The organism is Glutamicibacter sp. NPDC087831, assembly GCF_044742845.1.
Taxonomy (GTDB): domain Bacteria; phylum Actinomycetota; class Actinomycetes; order Actinomycetales; family Micrococcaceae; genus Glutamicibacter.
The window spans coordinates 902,777-915,938 of record NZ_JBIUVH010000002.1 but is presented as its reverse complement, the minus strand read 5'-3'; the positions used below and the strand labels follow the sequence as shown (position 1 = coordinate 915,938).

Below are 13,162 nucleotides of genomic sequence, written 5' to 3'. Positions count from 1 at the left end.
CTTTTCAGGTGCGGATGATGCTGTCAAGGGGTGGTGCTTCAGGCAAGGATGCCGGGAGCCGAAGGATCCCAGGCTGGGTCCAGCAGCGCGATGGGCTCGACCGTCGAGGCCACGTCGATGAATGCTCCCGATTCCATTGCTTCCGCGGCGCAGACCATGATGTCCAGGACGTGGAACGCCAGTTCGCCGGGCACGCGTTCCTTGCGTCCCTCGCGGATGGCTTGGGCGAGTTCGGCAACGCCGGTGCCGCGCCCGTAGGTGGATCCTTCGGCGGTGACAACGCTCGGCTCCTGGTCCTCCAGGTGCAGGATGGTGTCTCCGGTGAATTCGTTCGGATCCGGCAGCTGCGCGGTGCCTTCCGTTCCGGAGATCTCCACGAACCCTGCACGCTTGAGCTTGGAGTCGAAGCTGAAGATGCACTGCGCACTGGCCCCGGATTCGAAGGAGAGCAGCGCTCCGACGTGGGTTGGGACCTCGACCGGGAAGCTGGTTCCGGCCTTGGGGCCTGCACCGATGACCCGCTGCGCGCGGGCCTGCGAACCCAGGGCGGCAACCTTGGCTACCGGGCCGAAGACCCGCACCAGGGTGGTCAGGTAGTAGGGCCCGAGGTCGAAGAGCGGTCCTGCGCCGTGGGCGAAGAGGAATTCCGGGCTGTGGTGCCAGGATTCCGGGCCGGGGCCCTGGAAGATGGCCAGGCCCGAAAGCGGGGTGCCGATGGCGCCTGCTTCAATCTGCCGCAGGCCGGTCTGCAGGCCCGCACCCAGGATGGTATCCGGGGCCACGGCGACGCGGACTCCTGCTGCCTTGGCGGCTTCGACCAGCTGCCGTCCGGATTCGCGGTCCAGCGCGTAGGGCTTCTCGCCCCAGACGTGCTTGCCGGCGGCCACCGCCTGCAGAGCTACCTCGACATGAACTGCCGGGATCGTCAGGTTCACGACGATCTGGATGTCTTCGCGGGCCAGCAATTCAGCATAGGTTCCCGAGGCTTCCACGGACCATTTGCGCGCTTGGCTTGCTGCGCGCTCGGTATCCAGGTCGGCGATGAACCGCACGGCGAGGTCCGGGAATGCGGTGAGGTTCTCCAGGTACTGGTCGCTGATGGTGCCGGCTCCGACAATGCCCACGCCCATGGGCTGATTCTGAAATTCCATAGTCCCTAGTTCTTTTCTGCTACGAGGTAGGCGCGGCTTTCGGACACGGCCTGGAAGATGTCGCCTGCGAAGTCATCGAGTTCCACCACATGCAGCATGCCGCTGGTGGCGTCGATGATCTGGTCGATCGGCATGGATCCGCTGCCCACCGGAACCTGTTCCTTGTGGTTCTTGGACTTCGGCCCGTCCTTGATGTGCAGGGCCACGACGCGGGGTGCCAGCGCTTCAAGCAGCTGGAGCACATCGGCGCCGCCCACGGCAACCCAGTAGGTGTCCACTTCCAGGACGACTTCCGGGTCCAGCAAGCTAGCCAGGTATTCCAGGGCCGTCTTGGAATTGATCTTGCTGGAGATCTCCCAGTCGTGGTTGTGGTAGCCGACCTTGATGCCGTATTCGGCACCGCGCCGGGATGCGGCGTTGAGCTTCTGCGCGATGGCACCGATGGACTCGGCATCCTGCCACTGCTCCGCCGGGATGAACGGATCGATGACGGTGCTGATGCCGAGTTTGCCGGCCGCGGCGAAGACCTCGTCGTAGTCCGAGGAGAGCAGCGGTGCGTGCGCCGTTGGCGCGCTGAGTTTGTTCTCGGCCAGCGCCTGTGCATACTCGTCAGCGCGGGCCACGAAGTTGTACGGCTCGACTTGCGTGTAGCCGATGCCAGCTACGCGTTCGAGCGTCGCGGCCAGGTTCTCTGCGATGTGCTCGCGCAGCGTGTACAGCTGGATTGATAGGTCGTGGGCAGGCAAAGGCGTCTCCTGAAAGAAGTGGTGGGTGCGATCCAGATGCTCATGACTTGCATCACATCTTGAGACTAGTTTTACTTTTGTCGATAGTCAATAGAAGTATGTCGACATTCTCATAAAGTGTTTCGGCTTCGCGTCCATTGCTGTGTTTTACTGGGTTCATGGCCAATCCTTCGAGCCCCCAAAGCATGCAATTCGCCCGCGGCGCCAGTGGGGCAGGCAACGTCTTGCAACTGTTCATGGACGGTGCCGCGCACAGCCGCACGGACCTTGCCGCCCTGACCGGCATGGCTCGCTCCACCCTGCAAGAGCGCCTCGACGTGCTCATCCAGCTGGGCCTGGTTGGCACCATCGCGGATGGCGCGTCCACCGGAGGCCGCCCTCCCCAGCGGCTTGCCCTGCTCCCCGATGCCCGCCTGGTGCTGGCCGTCGATCTGGGAGCCAGCCACCTGCGCGTTGCCCTGACCGATCTGGCCCCCACTCCCCTAGTGCAATCCCAGGCTCCCATTTCCTTCGCCGACGGCCCGGTGGCGATCTTGCAGACCGCGATGGATCTGGCCGATGGCTTGCTCGATTCGCTGGGCCGCACCCGTGACGATGTCATTGCCATAGGCATGGGAGTGCCAGGGCCGGTGAATTTCGAGACCGGCCGTCCCGCCAATCCGCCCATCATGCCCGGATGGGACGACTTCGACATCCCCGCTTGGTTCCAGCAGCAGCTGGACGCCTTGGTGGTCGTGGACAATGACGTCAACCTCATGGCCATTGGCGAGAAGGACCAGCTGGAGACCGGCAGCGAGGACTTCATTTTCGTCAAGCTGGCTACCGGCATCGGCTCGGGCATCATTTCCGGAGGGCTGCTGCAACGCGGAGCGCAGGGCACAGCCGGCGATATCGGGCACGTGCGCATCCGCCGCGGCGATGGCATCTACTGCCATTGCGGCAATGAAGGCTGCCTGGAAGCCGTAGCCGCCGGACCCAAAATTGCCACCGCATTGCGGGCGCAGGGCATCGAAGCGCACAGCAACACCGATGTGGTCGCCCTGGTGAACTCGGGGAACATCCAAGCGATCCATGCAGTGCGCCAAGCCGGCCGCGACTTGGGCGAGGTATTGGCTGCCAGCGTGAGCTTGCTGAACCCGTCGCTGATCGTGGTGGGCGGTCGGATCTCCGCCGCCGGAGAGCACCTGCTGGCAGGCATCCGCGAGGTGGTCTACCAGCGCGGAGCGCCGCTTTCCACCCAGCACCTGCAGATCCGCACCTCGCGCAGCTGGGAAGTTGGAGCCCTGCGCGGAGCCAGCATGATCGCCATCAGCCAAGCCCTGAGCCCGGAGGCCATCGAACGCAGCGCGCTGGCGCTGATCCCCGCCACCTAGGAGCTGGAGGCAACCGGAAATTCCTCCGATTCTGAAATACCGGACAGCTCTGCCCATTCTCCGGTACCCAAGCCATGGCCGATAGCCAATGATGGAATCAGTTAGCTACGTTACATCGTAAGGAATTGCCATGAGCCACGAACCACGTGTTGTCCGCGCCCCGCGCGGTACCGAACTGACCGCCAAGTCCTGGGCCACCGAAGCCCCATTGCGCATGCTGATGAACAACTTGGATCCGGAAGTTGCCGAACGCCCCGAGGATCTCGTGGTCTACGGCGGCACCGGCAAGGCAGCCCGCTCATGGGAGGCATTCGATGCGATCGTCCAGACGCTCAAGGACCTGGAAGAGAACGAAACGCTGCTGGTGCAGTCCGGCAAGCCGGTCGGCGTCTTCAAGACCAACAAGTGGGCACCGCGGGTGCTGATTGCCAACTCCAACCTCGTTGGCGACTGGGCCAACTGGGAGCACTTCCGCAAGCTCGAAGCCGAAGGCCTGATGATGTACGGCCAGATGACCGCCGGTTCGTGGATCTACATCGGCACCCAGGGCATCTTGCAGGGCACCTACGAAACCTTCGCCGCTATCGCCGAGAAGCGTTTCAAGGGCTCGCTGGCCGGAACCCTGACCTTGACCGGTGGCTGCGGCGGCATGGGTGGCGCCCAGCCGCTGGCCGTGACCCTCAACGGCGGTGCCGTGCTGATCGTTGACGTGGATGAAACCCGACTGCGCCGCCGTGCCTCCAAGCGCTACCTCGATGAGGTCGAGCTGGATCTGGACAAGGCGCTGGGCAAAGTCCTGGCCGCGAAGTCCGAGGGCCGCCCGCTGTCGGTGGGCTACGTCGGCAACGCCGCCGAGGTCTTCCCGGCGCTGCTCAAGCGCCACGAAGCTGGAGAATTCTCCTTCGACATCGTCACCGACCAGACCAGTGCCCACGATCCGCTCAGCTACCTGCCGGTGGAATACACCATGGACCAATGGCACGCCGAAGCCGAAGCCGATCCGGCCGGCTTCACCAAGAAAGCCCAGGCCGCCATGGCCGCGCAGGTCGAGGCGATGGTGGGATTCCAGGACGCCGGCGCGGAGGTCTTCGACTACGGCAACTCGATCCGCGACGAGGCGCGCAAGGGCGGTTTCACCCGCGCCTTCGAATTCCCCGGCTTTGTCCCGGCCTACATCCGCCCGCTGTTCTGCGAAGGCCTGGGCCCGTTCCGCTGGGTAGCGCTGTCCGGGGATCCCGAGGACATCAAGGTCACCGACCAGGCGCTGAAGGACCTGTTCCCGGAAAACGAGCACCTGCACCGCTGGCTGGATGCCGCACAGAAGCACGTGGAGTTCGAGGGCCTGCCGGCGCGCATCTGCTGGCTGGGCTACGGCGAGCGCCACAAGGCCGGCTTGCTGTTCAACCAGCTGGTCGCCGAAGGCAAGGTCTCTGCACCTATCGTGATCGGCCGCGACCACCTGGATTCGGGTTCGGTAGCTTCGCCGTACCGCGAGACCGAGGCCATGAAGGATGGCACCGATGCCGTGGCCGACTGGCCGCTGCTGAACGCCTTGACCGCAACCAGTTCGGGTGCCACCTGGGTTTCGATCCACCATGGCGGTGGCGTGGGCATGGGCCGTTCCATCCACGCCGGCCAGGTCTCCTTGGCTGACGGCAGCGAAATGGCCGCCGCGAAGCTGGAGGCGCTGCTGACCAATGACCCGGGCATGGGCGTCATCCGCCACGTCGATGCCGGATACGAACGCGCCGCCGAAGTTGCCGCTGAACGCGGCGTGCGCATCCCGATGGCCACACAGGAGAAGTAGGACGCGCACATAGCCTGAGGCACCACTGATTGTGGTGCCTCAGGCTATTTATTCAATTCCAGGACCGCGCGGCCCGGGTTAAGGCTTCCGGGTTTCCGCGCTGATAAACCAGGCTTGCTGCTCCAGATCCGCAATGTACTGGTGCAGGATATCGGCGGTGGTCGGATCCGCTTCATCCACCGGGTCATGGACCTCTCGCATGACTCCCACAGTGGTCTGCAGTGCCTTGACAACCATGTCCACTGCATTAGTGGTCAGGATTTCGGTATTCACCGGTTGTTCCAGCTTCGTGTACTTCGTGACCGTTGCTGCCAGCCCGTCCGGAGTGGCATGCAAAGCTCGCATCCGCTCGGCGACTTCATCCGAGCCGCGACGCGCGATGTCAACGATTTCGTCGAGGTTCTGGTGCAGGTCGCGGAAGTTGGGACCAACAACGTTCCAGTGGATTTGCTTGCCCACCAATTGCAGGTCCAGCAGCTGGATCAGCACGGTCTGCAAGGACTCGCGCAGCACTTCCGGAGCCACGAACCCGTTTTCTGCGTTTTCGCGATCAGTTTTCTTTGCTGGAGTCTTCTTCGAATTAGCCAATGCTTCTCCTTACGTTGTCATGGACGCTTGGGGCAAGACCTGTCTCGGTGTCCCAGTCTGGACACTATCGATTTACCGGGCGGATTCCGACCGGATGGACAATTCTTTCGGAGAACGCTCAGCTTTCTCTTCGCGCCTGTTGAGCAATTCCAGAAGCCGCCATGGCTGCTGCGGAAAACGCTCCTTAGCCCCTCGGGTTCCCGGGAACGGCGATTCCTTTTAGCACGCAGTGGTGAATATTGGCCGAAGTCTCCGAACACCATGGGTATTGGCTTAACTGCGGGTTTCCAGCGGCTCTGAGCTTCCCCGGAATCCTTGAACCGGGCTTTTTTCTGCGCATAGCGTAGGGCAAGTCAGGAAGCACCGACCCACGGAGGACAGCACATCTGAGCAGGATGCAAACGAGCAGTTCGGGAACTTCGACAACAACGAATCTGAAGGCTTCGAAAGCCAGTCCAATTCAGATTTCGGATCAAATGACGATGGCGGATTCGAAAGCCAGCAGTCAGAACAGCAATCCTACGGCGGCGGCGAGAGCCAGCAGTCCTACGGCAATGACAGCCAGTCCGGACAGCAGTCGGAACAGCAGTCCTACGGCGGTGGCGAAAGCCAGCAGTCCTACGGCGGTGGCGAAAGCCAGCAGTCCTACGGCGGTGGCGAAAGCCAGCAGTCCTACGGCGGCGGTGAAGGCCAGCAGTCGGAGCAGCAATCCTACGGCGATAGCAACGAATCCGGTGAGGAATCGTTTGGCGGCGAAAGCCAGGCCGGACAGCAGTCCGATGGCCAATCGTATGGAAACGATGAAAGCCAGTTTGGTTCCGAAGAGCGGAATGAAGGATTCTAGGAACCAAATAGCCCGGTAGGTTCGCCTGCCGGCTCAAATCGTTCCCCTTCTCCCCCTGGGCACTAGTAGTCGCTTCACTGCTTGCACTGGGCATGCGGTGAAGCGATTGCTTTTGTCCCCGCATGGAATCGTCAGTAAATTACATGGTTGCGTGCTCCCGGGCACGAGAACTCATTCGTTCCTGAGCCGTTCGCGTTGGTCATTTATCGTCATTCAACGCAGAATGTATCTATACCGCGTGTCCAAATGCGCTGGCCGGTTCGATTGACAGGATGGTTATGTTCTCGAAAATTACCAAACGCTTCGCTGGGCCGCTGGCGGTTGGAATCCTTGCAGTCGCACTGGCAGGTTGCGTGAGCATCCAACCCTCCAGCGAAGAGACAAGCGCACCCGCAGAAGAAAGCATGGCACCGGAGAACGCCGGGCCTATCGAAGGCAGCGTCACCCCAAGCTCCAAAGCCCCAGAAGGCGCTTCTACTGGTACTCCCAATGTTCCGAAGGCACCTGCGGACAGCACCTTCCAGTCCGTCTATGATTTCCTCGATGCGCAAGCGACCGAAATCAGGTGCACGGGCGGCATGGATATCTCTGAAATGGGTCAAATGCTGAAGCTCATCGGCGATTGCCAGAACGTCACCATCTCTGGTTCCGGAAACATGATCGTCGCTCCGCACATCAAGAATCTTGAGCTGGACGGCAGCGGTAATATCGCAGCGGTCAAGAACATCAAGCACGTAACCTTTAGCGGCATCGGCAATTCGGCCGCATCCCTTAACGAGAACGCCAAGGTCACGGACAACGGCTCGTCCAACAAATTTGGCGAGGAAGCCTTCGAAGGCATCACCTTCTGAAACTGGAACCCTCGGACGGACCTCCAATTGGCATGCCAATTGGAGGTCCGTTCTTTTCTCCCTCCAGGGCACTGTCTGGCATTTCGGACAGATGACTCGAATATCAGTGCCGCGCAAACTCGTTCTGCCGAACAATGGAGATTAGAGACCTCATTGCAGCGTAGAGAACGGATTGAAAATCATGGCTACTTCCCCGCACGTAACCCTGGACCTAGCTGGCGCCACCGCCGATGACGTGATTGCGGTAGCCCGGCACAACGCGCAGATTAGCATCGCGCCTCAGGTTCTTGAAGAACTGGCAGCAGTCCGCGCCCACATTGATGCCCTGGCTTCAGCCGACACCCCGGTCTATGGCATTTCCACCGGGTTCGGCGCCCTGGCAACGCGCCACATCGCTCCCGAGGACCGCGCTAAGCTGCAGCGTTCGCTGATCCGCTCGCATGCAGCCGGCATGGGCGACCCAGTTGAGCGCGAAGTGGTGCGCGCGCTGATCTTCCTGCGCGCCAAGACCCTGGCCTCGGGCCGCACCGGCGTGCGCCCGGTAGTGCTGGAAACCATGGTTGGACTGCTTAATGCCGGCATCACCCCGGTGGTGCGTGAGTACGGTTCGCTGGGTTGCTCAGGAGACCTTGCTCCGCTCTCCCACTGCGCACTGGTCTTGATGGGCGAAGGCGAGGCCACTGACCGCGAAGGCGTGAAGCGCCCAGTGCCGGAGCTCTTTGCTGAAGCAGGACTGGAACCTGTCGAACTGGCGGAGAAGGAAGGCCTGGCGCTGGTCAACGGCACCGACGGCATGCTCGGCCAGTTGCTGATGGCACTGGCAGACCTGGAAGAACTCGCAGACATTGCCGATGCCACCGCGGCCATGAGCGTCGAAGCCCAGCTGGGCACCGACCAGGTCTTCCGTGCTGAACTGCACGAACCGCTGCGCCCGCATCCGGGCCAGGGCCGCAGTGCTGCGAACATGTTCAGCTTCCTTTCGGGCTCCCCCATTGTCGCTTCGCACCGCGAAGGCGACGGCCGCGTGCAGGATGCCTACTCGCTGCGCTGCTCCCCGCAGGTTACCGGCGCAGTGCGCGACACCATCGCCCATGCCCGCCTGGTCGCCACCCGCGAATTGGCGGCAGCCATCGATAACCCTGTCGTGCTGCCATCGGGTGAAGTCACCTCCAACGGCAACTTCCACGGTGCTCCCGTGGCCTACGTCTTGGACTTCTTGGCCATTGCCGTAGCTGACCTGGGATCCATTGCAGAGCGCCGGACCGATCGCATGCTCGACCCGGCTCGTTCCCGCGATCTGCCAGCTTTCCTTGCCGATGACCCGGGCGTGGATTCGGGCATGATGATCGCCCAGTACACGCAGGCCGGACTGGTCGCGGAGAACAAGCGTTTGGCCGTACCGGCCAGCGTGGATTCCATCCCGTCATCAGCGATGCAGGAAGACCACGTTTCTCTGGGTTGGCACGCGGCGCGCAAATTGCGCACCTCGGTCGCCAACCTGCGCCGAATCCTGGCAATTGAAATGCTGATTGCCGGCCGAGCCCTGGATCTGCGCCAGCCATTGCAGCCTGGCCCGGCTACCGGCGCCGTATTGGAGCTGCTGCGCACCAAGGTCGCAGGTCCGGGCGAGGACCGTTTCCTCTCTGCGGAGCTGGAAGCTGCTTGCCAGTTGCTGGCCTCCGGGGAAGTGCACCGCGTGCTGGAAACCCATCTGCCAAAGTAGCCGTTCGCGGCCAACTGTGTGGGGTGCCGGACAATGCCCGGGCATCTGCGCGCAAGAGGCGTAAGCTTGGATACCGGGAAACCACTTACCTCGCGTGAAAGAATCGTCTAATGCAACGCACCATGTTCAAGTCCAAGATCCACCGGGCAACTGTCACCCAGGCAGACCTGCACTACGTAGGCTCGGTCACCGTTGACTCCGAGCTGCTCGAAGCCTCGGATATCCTGCCCGGCGAACTGGTCAGCATCGTAGACATCACCAACGGCGCCCGCCTGGAAACCTACACCATCGCCGGCGAGCCGGGCAGCGGGGTCATCGGCATCAATGGTGCGGCAGCGCATCTGGTGCACCCCGGGGACCTGGTCATCCTGATCAGCTATGCGCAGATGGAAGACGCCGAGGCTCGTGGCTATGTGCCGAGCGTGGTGCATGTGGATGCCGATAACAAGATCATCCACCTCGGCGATGATCCTGCCGAAGCGGTGGCCGACGGGGTGCAGACCCCGCCGCACGCACTGCTGAACAGCAAGTAGTCCAGCTTCACAAGGCCAGCCGGCGCTCAAGGTATTGCGCGGTTCTGCTGGCCTTGTCTTGCGCCACCGCCGTTGGGGTCCCCTCGGCAACGATGCGCCCGCCGCCATCCCCGCCGGCCGGCCCCAAATCGATCACCCAGTCGCTTGCGGCAACCACATCCATCTGGTGTTCCACCACGATGACGGTGTTGTCCTGGTCGACCAGCTGCTGCAGCTGCGATACCAGCAGCTGCACGTCGGCAGGGTGCAGTCCGGTGGTGGGCTCATCGAGAAGATAGAGCGTGTGCCCGCGACGCTGGCGCTGGAGTTCGGTGGCCAGCTTGATGCGCTGGGCTTCGCCGCCGGACATTTCGGTAGCTGGCTGTCCCAGCTGCAGATACCCCAGTCCGACTTCGCGCAGGGTCGCCAGGGCCCGTGCCGCGGAAGGGATCCCGGAGAGGAATTCTTCGGCTTGGGTGACGTCCAGTTCCAGGATCTGGGCAATGTTCTTGCCCTGGTATTCGACGTCCAGGGTCTGCTGGTTGTACCGGGTTCCGCGGCATTCGGGACATGGCCCGTAGGTCCCTGGCAAGAAGAGCAGCTCGATTTCCAGGTAGCCTTCGCCCTGGCAGTTCTCGCACCGCCCGCCGGCAACGTTGAAGGAGAAGCGTCCGGCACTGTAGCCGCGTTGCCTGGACAGCGGCAGCTCGGAAAAAGCCTTGCGGACCGCATCGAACAAGCCCGTGTAGGTAGCGACATTGGATCTGGGCGTGCGCCCGATGGGCTTCTGGTCCATGAGCACTACGCGGCTTAGCTGGTCTGCGCCGGTGACCTCGGCGATCACCGCGCGATCCGCCGCCGCCTCCGGATCCTCCGGCCCGGCAAGCACCGGGCCGCCCGCAGCCTGGGCCAGGGCACCGCAGACCAGGCTGGACTTGCCCGATCCCGACACGCCGGTGACCGAACAGAAGACCCCCAGCGGGAACGCGGCATCCACGTCGTCCAGGTTGTGCAGGTTCACCCCGCGCAGCTGCACCCATCCTTGGGCTTCGCGCGGCTCGCGACGCGGCGCAGGCCCGGGATCGAGGAAGCGCCGGGTCACGGATTCCTGAATTCCGGACAGGCCGGAAACTTCTCCGCTGTAGAGCACCTGCCCGCCGTTGCTGCCCGCGCCCGGGCCGACATCGACAATCCATTGCGCACGGCTGACCACATCCATGTTGTGCTCCACCACGAACACCGAATTGCCTTCGGCCTTGAGTGCATCGAGCACCTCGATCAGCGGCTGCACATCGGCCGGGTGCAGCCCGGCAGATGGCTCATCGAGCACGTAGATGACGCCGAACAGTCCCGCGCGCAGCTGGGTGGCGATGCGCAGGCGCTGCATTTCCCCCGGCGACAGCGTCGGGGTGGCGCGGTCCAGGCTCAGGTATCCCAGCCCGAGCTCGACCAGCACCTGGATTCTGCCCAGCAGGTCGGCGCTGATGATGCTCGCGACTTCAGCCTGCGCCTCAGCCTGGGCATCAGCCGCGAAGGGGCGCAAGAGCTCGGCCAGGGAGCTGAGCGGCTTGCCGTTGAATTCCGCGATATCCAGGCCGTCGAATGTGACCTGGAGCGCATCGGGGCGCAATCCCGTCCCCGAGCACGCCGGGCAATCCTGCGAATGCATGAAAGCCAGCGCCTTGGACCGCAGGTTCTCGCTCTTCGAGGTCGCAACCGTGTGCCGTACGTAGCGTTCGGCACTCCAGAACCGGCCCTTGTACGGTTTGGCGACGCGATCCCGTTCCGGGGTGACTTCCACGACTGGCTGGTCTTCGGTGAACAGCAGCCACTTCCGTGTTTCCGCGGGCAGCTGCTGGAACGGAACGTCGATGTCGTAGCCCAGGTGCGTGGTGATGTCCCGCAGGTTTTTGCCCTGCCAGGCGCCGGGCCAAGCCGCAATCGCGCCGTCCCTGATGCTCAGGGAGGAATCCGGGACCAGCGATTCCTCGCTGACCGAATGCACCGTTCCCGCACCGTGGCATTGCGCGCAGGCGCCGGCCGCGGTGTTGGTGGAAAAGGCATCCGAATCCAGCCTCGCCGCACCCTGGGGGTAGGTTCCTGCGCGGGAGAACAGCATGCGCACGGAGTTGGACAGCGTAGTCAGGGTCCCGACGGTGGAACGGGAACTGGCAGCGCCACGCCGTTGCTGCAGGGCCACGGCCGGTGGCAGCCCGGAGATGAATTCCACCTTGGGCGTGTGCCCCTGGGCGATCAGGCGCCGCGCGTAGGGAGCCACCGATTCCAGGAACCGGCGCTGGGATTCAGCGAAGATGGTTCCGAAGGCCAGGGAAGATTTCCCCGAACCGGAGACCCCGGTGAAGGCGACAATGGAATCGCGTGGAATGCGCACTTCGACATTGTCCAGGTTGTTCTCGTTGGCACCCCGCACATGGATGAAGCCGTCATGGTCGGCAGGTGCCCGGAAGGACGCAAAGCTCTTCATCTTTCCCACACTATGCGCCTGCACGGGGCGAACTCAATTCGCACCTCGCGCGCTCACCCTTCTGATTGGCAGGCCGCATCGGGGCAGCCTTGCCAGGTCTTCGAGAAGTATCCGACGATATCGGCACTGTGATCCCACGGGTAGATTTCATCGACCTTCCCGTGGATACGCATCGCCGCCTGCTCCACAGCCAGGTGGAAGAACCGGCAGACCTGTGAGTAGTGCCAGAGATCCGCAATCAGCTCGGCCAGCTGTCCATGGGCCAGCGGCCGGCCGGGTCCAAATCCTGCTGCCGCCATAGCCTGGAACACGATATCCTCCGTGAGTTCATGGCCTTTGCCGCAATCGCACCAGGCCAGGCCCTGGCTGGGCATCGACCACACATCAATGCTGCTCCCGGCGGCGCCATCGGGTTCCATCTGCTCCTCCATCATCGAATTCTGCTTGGCTCCCGAATGTACCGGCCGCGACCTACAGTTTGGCCCGGCGGGCCGGCAGGCTCTTGCCTGCACGGGCATTGCTTGGCATAGTCGTTTGAGCCGGCGGGGTTCAACCAGCTGGCGGATTGAGGCCGAGGAGAACAGTGATGATCAAGCGTTCCCACCCCGATACCAGCGATGGCGCACCACACCGGCAGTGGAACGAGCTGCTGCAGGAAATGCGGGTGATGCAAACTGGTGTGCAGATCCTGGCTGCTTTCCTGGTGGTCCTGCCCTTCCAGGCGAGGTTCGAGATGCTCAGCCGAACCGACGAGGTGGTCTACATCATCTTGCTGGTGGCGGCCACAGTGCTGATTCTGCTGCTGATCACCCCCGTGGCCGTGCACCGGTATCTCTTCGGGCAGCGGCTCAAGGAGCAGACGGTCAGCTTGGGGCACGCCATCGTGAAGATCGTGGGCATCGGCGTGGGCCTGCTGGTCTCGGGTTGCGTCTGGTTTGTGCTGCAGGTGCTCTTCGGCTGGCAAATCGGGGCCTGGATCGGAGGGCCGCTGATCCTGGTGGCCTTGTTCCTGCTGGTGGCGCTGCCGCGAATCCTGATCCGGGTTGGACCAGAGAACGGCTCGGGGCACTAGGCTTCGGGCC

Annotated in this window: 12 protein-coding genes; 6 read left to right on the top strand and 6 right to left on the bottom strand. The window is 63.0% G+C overall.

What is annotated here, in order from left to right; translation table 11 throughout:
- Window positions 1-38: 38 nt before the first annotated feature.
- Window positions 39-1,151, bottom strand: coding sequence for a Gfo/Idh/MocA family protein (locus tag ACIOJF_RS10735; protein ID WP_105661941.1), 1,113 nt, complete (start codon window positions 1,149-1,151; stop codon window positions 39-41).
- Window positions 1,152-1,156: 5 nt separating this feature from the next.
- On the bottom strand, window positions 1,157-1,897 hold the full coding sequence (locus ACIOJF_RS10730; RefSeq protein WP_402741633.1) for a sugar phosphate isomerase/epimerase family protein: 741 nt from the start codon (window positions 1,895-1,897) through the stop codon (window positions 1,157-1,159).
- A gap of 158 nt (window positions 1,898-2,055) precedes the next feature.
- Here ACIOJF_RS10730 and ACIOJF_RS10725 point away from each other — a divergent pair, with 158 nt between their 5' ends.
- Both ACIOJF_RS10725 and hutU read left to right on the top strand, forming a co-directional pair.
- A complete protein-coding gene (locus tag ACIOJF_RS10725) occupies window positions 2,056-3,270 on the top strand; it encodes an ROK family protein (RefSeq protein ID WP_105661943.1) in 1,215 nt (404 codons plus the stop codon).
- A gap of 130 nt (window positions 3,271-3,400) precedes the next feature.
- Window positions 3,401-5,077: a urocanate hydratase gene (hutU, locus tag ACIOJF_RS10720; protein ID WP_105656345.1), complete on the top strand. Its 1,677-nt coding sequence runs from the start codon at window positions 3,401-3,403 to the stop codon at window positions 5,075-5,077.
- Window positions 5,078-5,155: 78 nt separating this feature from the next.
- On the opposite strand, the gene ACIOJF_RS10715 is transcribed toward hutU, so the two are convergent.
- Window positions 5,156-5,665, bottom strand: coding sequence for a Dps family protein (locus tag ACIOJF_RS10715; RefSeq protein ID WP_105656344.1), 510 nt, complete (start codon window positions 5,663-5,665; stop codon window positions 5,156-5,158).
- A gap of 505 nt (window positions 5,666-6,170) precedes the next feature.
- Window positions 6,171-6,452 (bottom strand): hypothetical protein, encoded by a 282-nt coding sequence (locus ACIOJF_RS10710; protein WP_402741632.1) that lies wholly within the window; start codon window positions 6,450-6,452, stop codon window positions 6,171-6,173.
- A gap of 335 nt (window positions 6,453-6,787) precedes the next feature.
- Here ACIOJF_RS10710 and ACIOJF_RS10705 point away from each other — a divergent pair, with 335 nt between their 5' ends.
- The 3 genes from ACIOJF_RS10705 (at window position 6,788) to panD (ending at window position 9,616) form a co-directional block, all read left to right on the top strand.
- The gene (locus ACIOJF_RS10705; RefSeq protein WP_402741631.1) at window positions 6,788-7,360 is read left to right on the top strand and encodes a hypothetical protein; all 573 of its coding nucleotides are present in this window, start codon (window positions 6,788-6,790) and stop codon (window positions 7,358-7,360) included.
- A 181-nt stretch (window positions 7,361-7,541) separates the two neighbouring features.
- The gene (hutH, locus tag ACIOJF_RS10700; protein WP_105656341.1) at window positions 7,542-9,083 is read left to right on the top strand and encodes a histidine ammonia-lyase; all 1,542 of its coding nucleotides are present in this window, start codon (window positions 7,542-7,544) and stop codon (window positions 9,081-9,083) included.
- A gap of 110 nt (window positions 9,084-9,193) precedes the next feature.
- Window positions 9,194-9,616, top strand: a complete 423-nt coding sequence (panD, locus tag ACIOJF_RS10695; protein WP_105656340.1) for an aspartate 1-decarboxylase — start codon at window positions 9,194-9,196, stop codon at window positions 9,614-9,616.
- 7 nt (window positions 9,617-9,623) lie between these two features.
- Here the strand turns inward: panD and ACIOJF_RS10690 are convergent, their stop codons facing one another.
- A complete protein-coding gene (locus tag ACIOJF_RS10690) occupies window positions 9,624-12,080 on the bottom strand; it encodes an ABC transporter (RefSeq protein WP_402741630.1) in 2,457 nt (818 codons plus the stop codon).
- A gap of 53 nt (window positions 12,081-12,133) precedes the next feature.
- Window positions 12,134-12,514, bottom strand: a complete 381-nt coding sequence (locus ACIOJF_RS10685; RefSeq protein ID WP_402741629.1) for a hypothetical protein — start codon at window positions 12,512-12,514, stop codon at window positions 12,134-12,136.
- Between the two features lie 152 nt (window positions 12,515-12,666).
- Here ACIOJF_RS10685 and ACIOJF_RS10680 point away from each other — a divergent pair, with 152 nt between their 5' ends.
- Entirely contained in the window at window positions 12,667-13,152 is a 486-nt protein-coding gene (locus ACIOJF_RS10680) for a DUF6328 family protein (protein ID WP_105656337.1), read from the top strand.
- Window positions 13,153-13,162 lie beyond the last annotated feature (10 nt).

Bases quoted from the DNA above. Each gene is read 5' to 3' on its own strand.
- ACIOJF_RS10735 (WP_105661941.1), bottom strand. From the start codon at position 1,151: ATGGAATTTCAGAATCAGCCCATGGGCGTGGGCATTGTCGGAGCCGGC.
- ACIOJF_RS10725 (WP_105661943.1), top strand. From the start codon at position 2,056: ATGGCCAATCCTTCGAGCCCCCAAAGCATGCAATTCGCCCGCGGCGCC.
- hutU (WP_105656345.1), top strand. From the start codon at position 3,401: ATGAGCCACGAACCACGTGTTGTCCGCGCCCCGCGCGGTACCGAACTG.
- ACIOJF_RS10705 (WP_402741631.1), top strand. From the start codon at position 6,788: ATGTTCTCGAAAATTACCAAACGCTTCGCTGGGCCGCTGGCGGTTGGA.
- hutH (WP_105656341.1), top strand. From the start codon at position 7,542: ATGGCTACTTCCCCGCACGTAACCCTGGACCTAGCTGGCGCCACCGCC.
- panD (WP_105656340.1), top strand. From the start codon at position 9,194: ATGCAACGCACCATGTTCAAGTCCAAGATCCACCGGGCAACTGTCACC.
- ACIOJF_RS10690 (WP_402741630.1), bottom strand. From the start codon at position 12,080: ATGAAGAGCTTTGCGTCCTTCCGGGCACCTGCCGACCATGACGGCTTC.
- ACIOJF_RS10685 (WP_402741629.1), bottom strand. From the start codon at position 12,514: ATGATGGAGGAGCAGATGGAACCCGATGGCGCCGCCGGGAGCAGCATT.
- ACIOJF_RS10680 (WP_105656337.1), top strand. From the start codon at position 12,667: ATGATCAAGCGTTCCCACCCCGATACCAGCGATGGCGCACCACACCGG.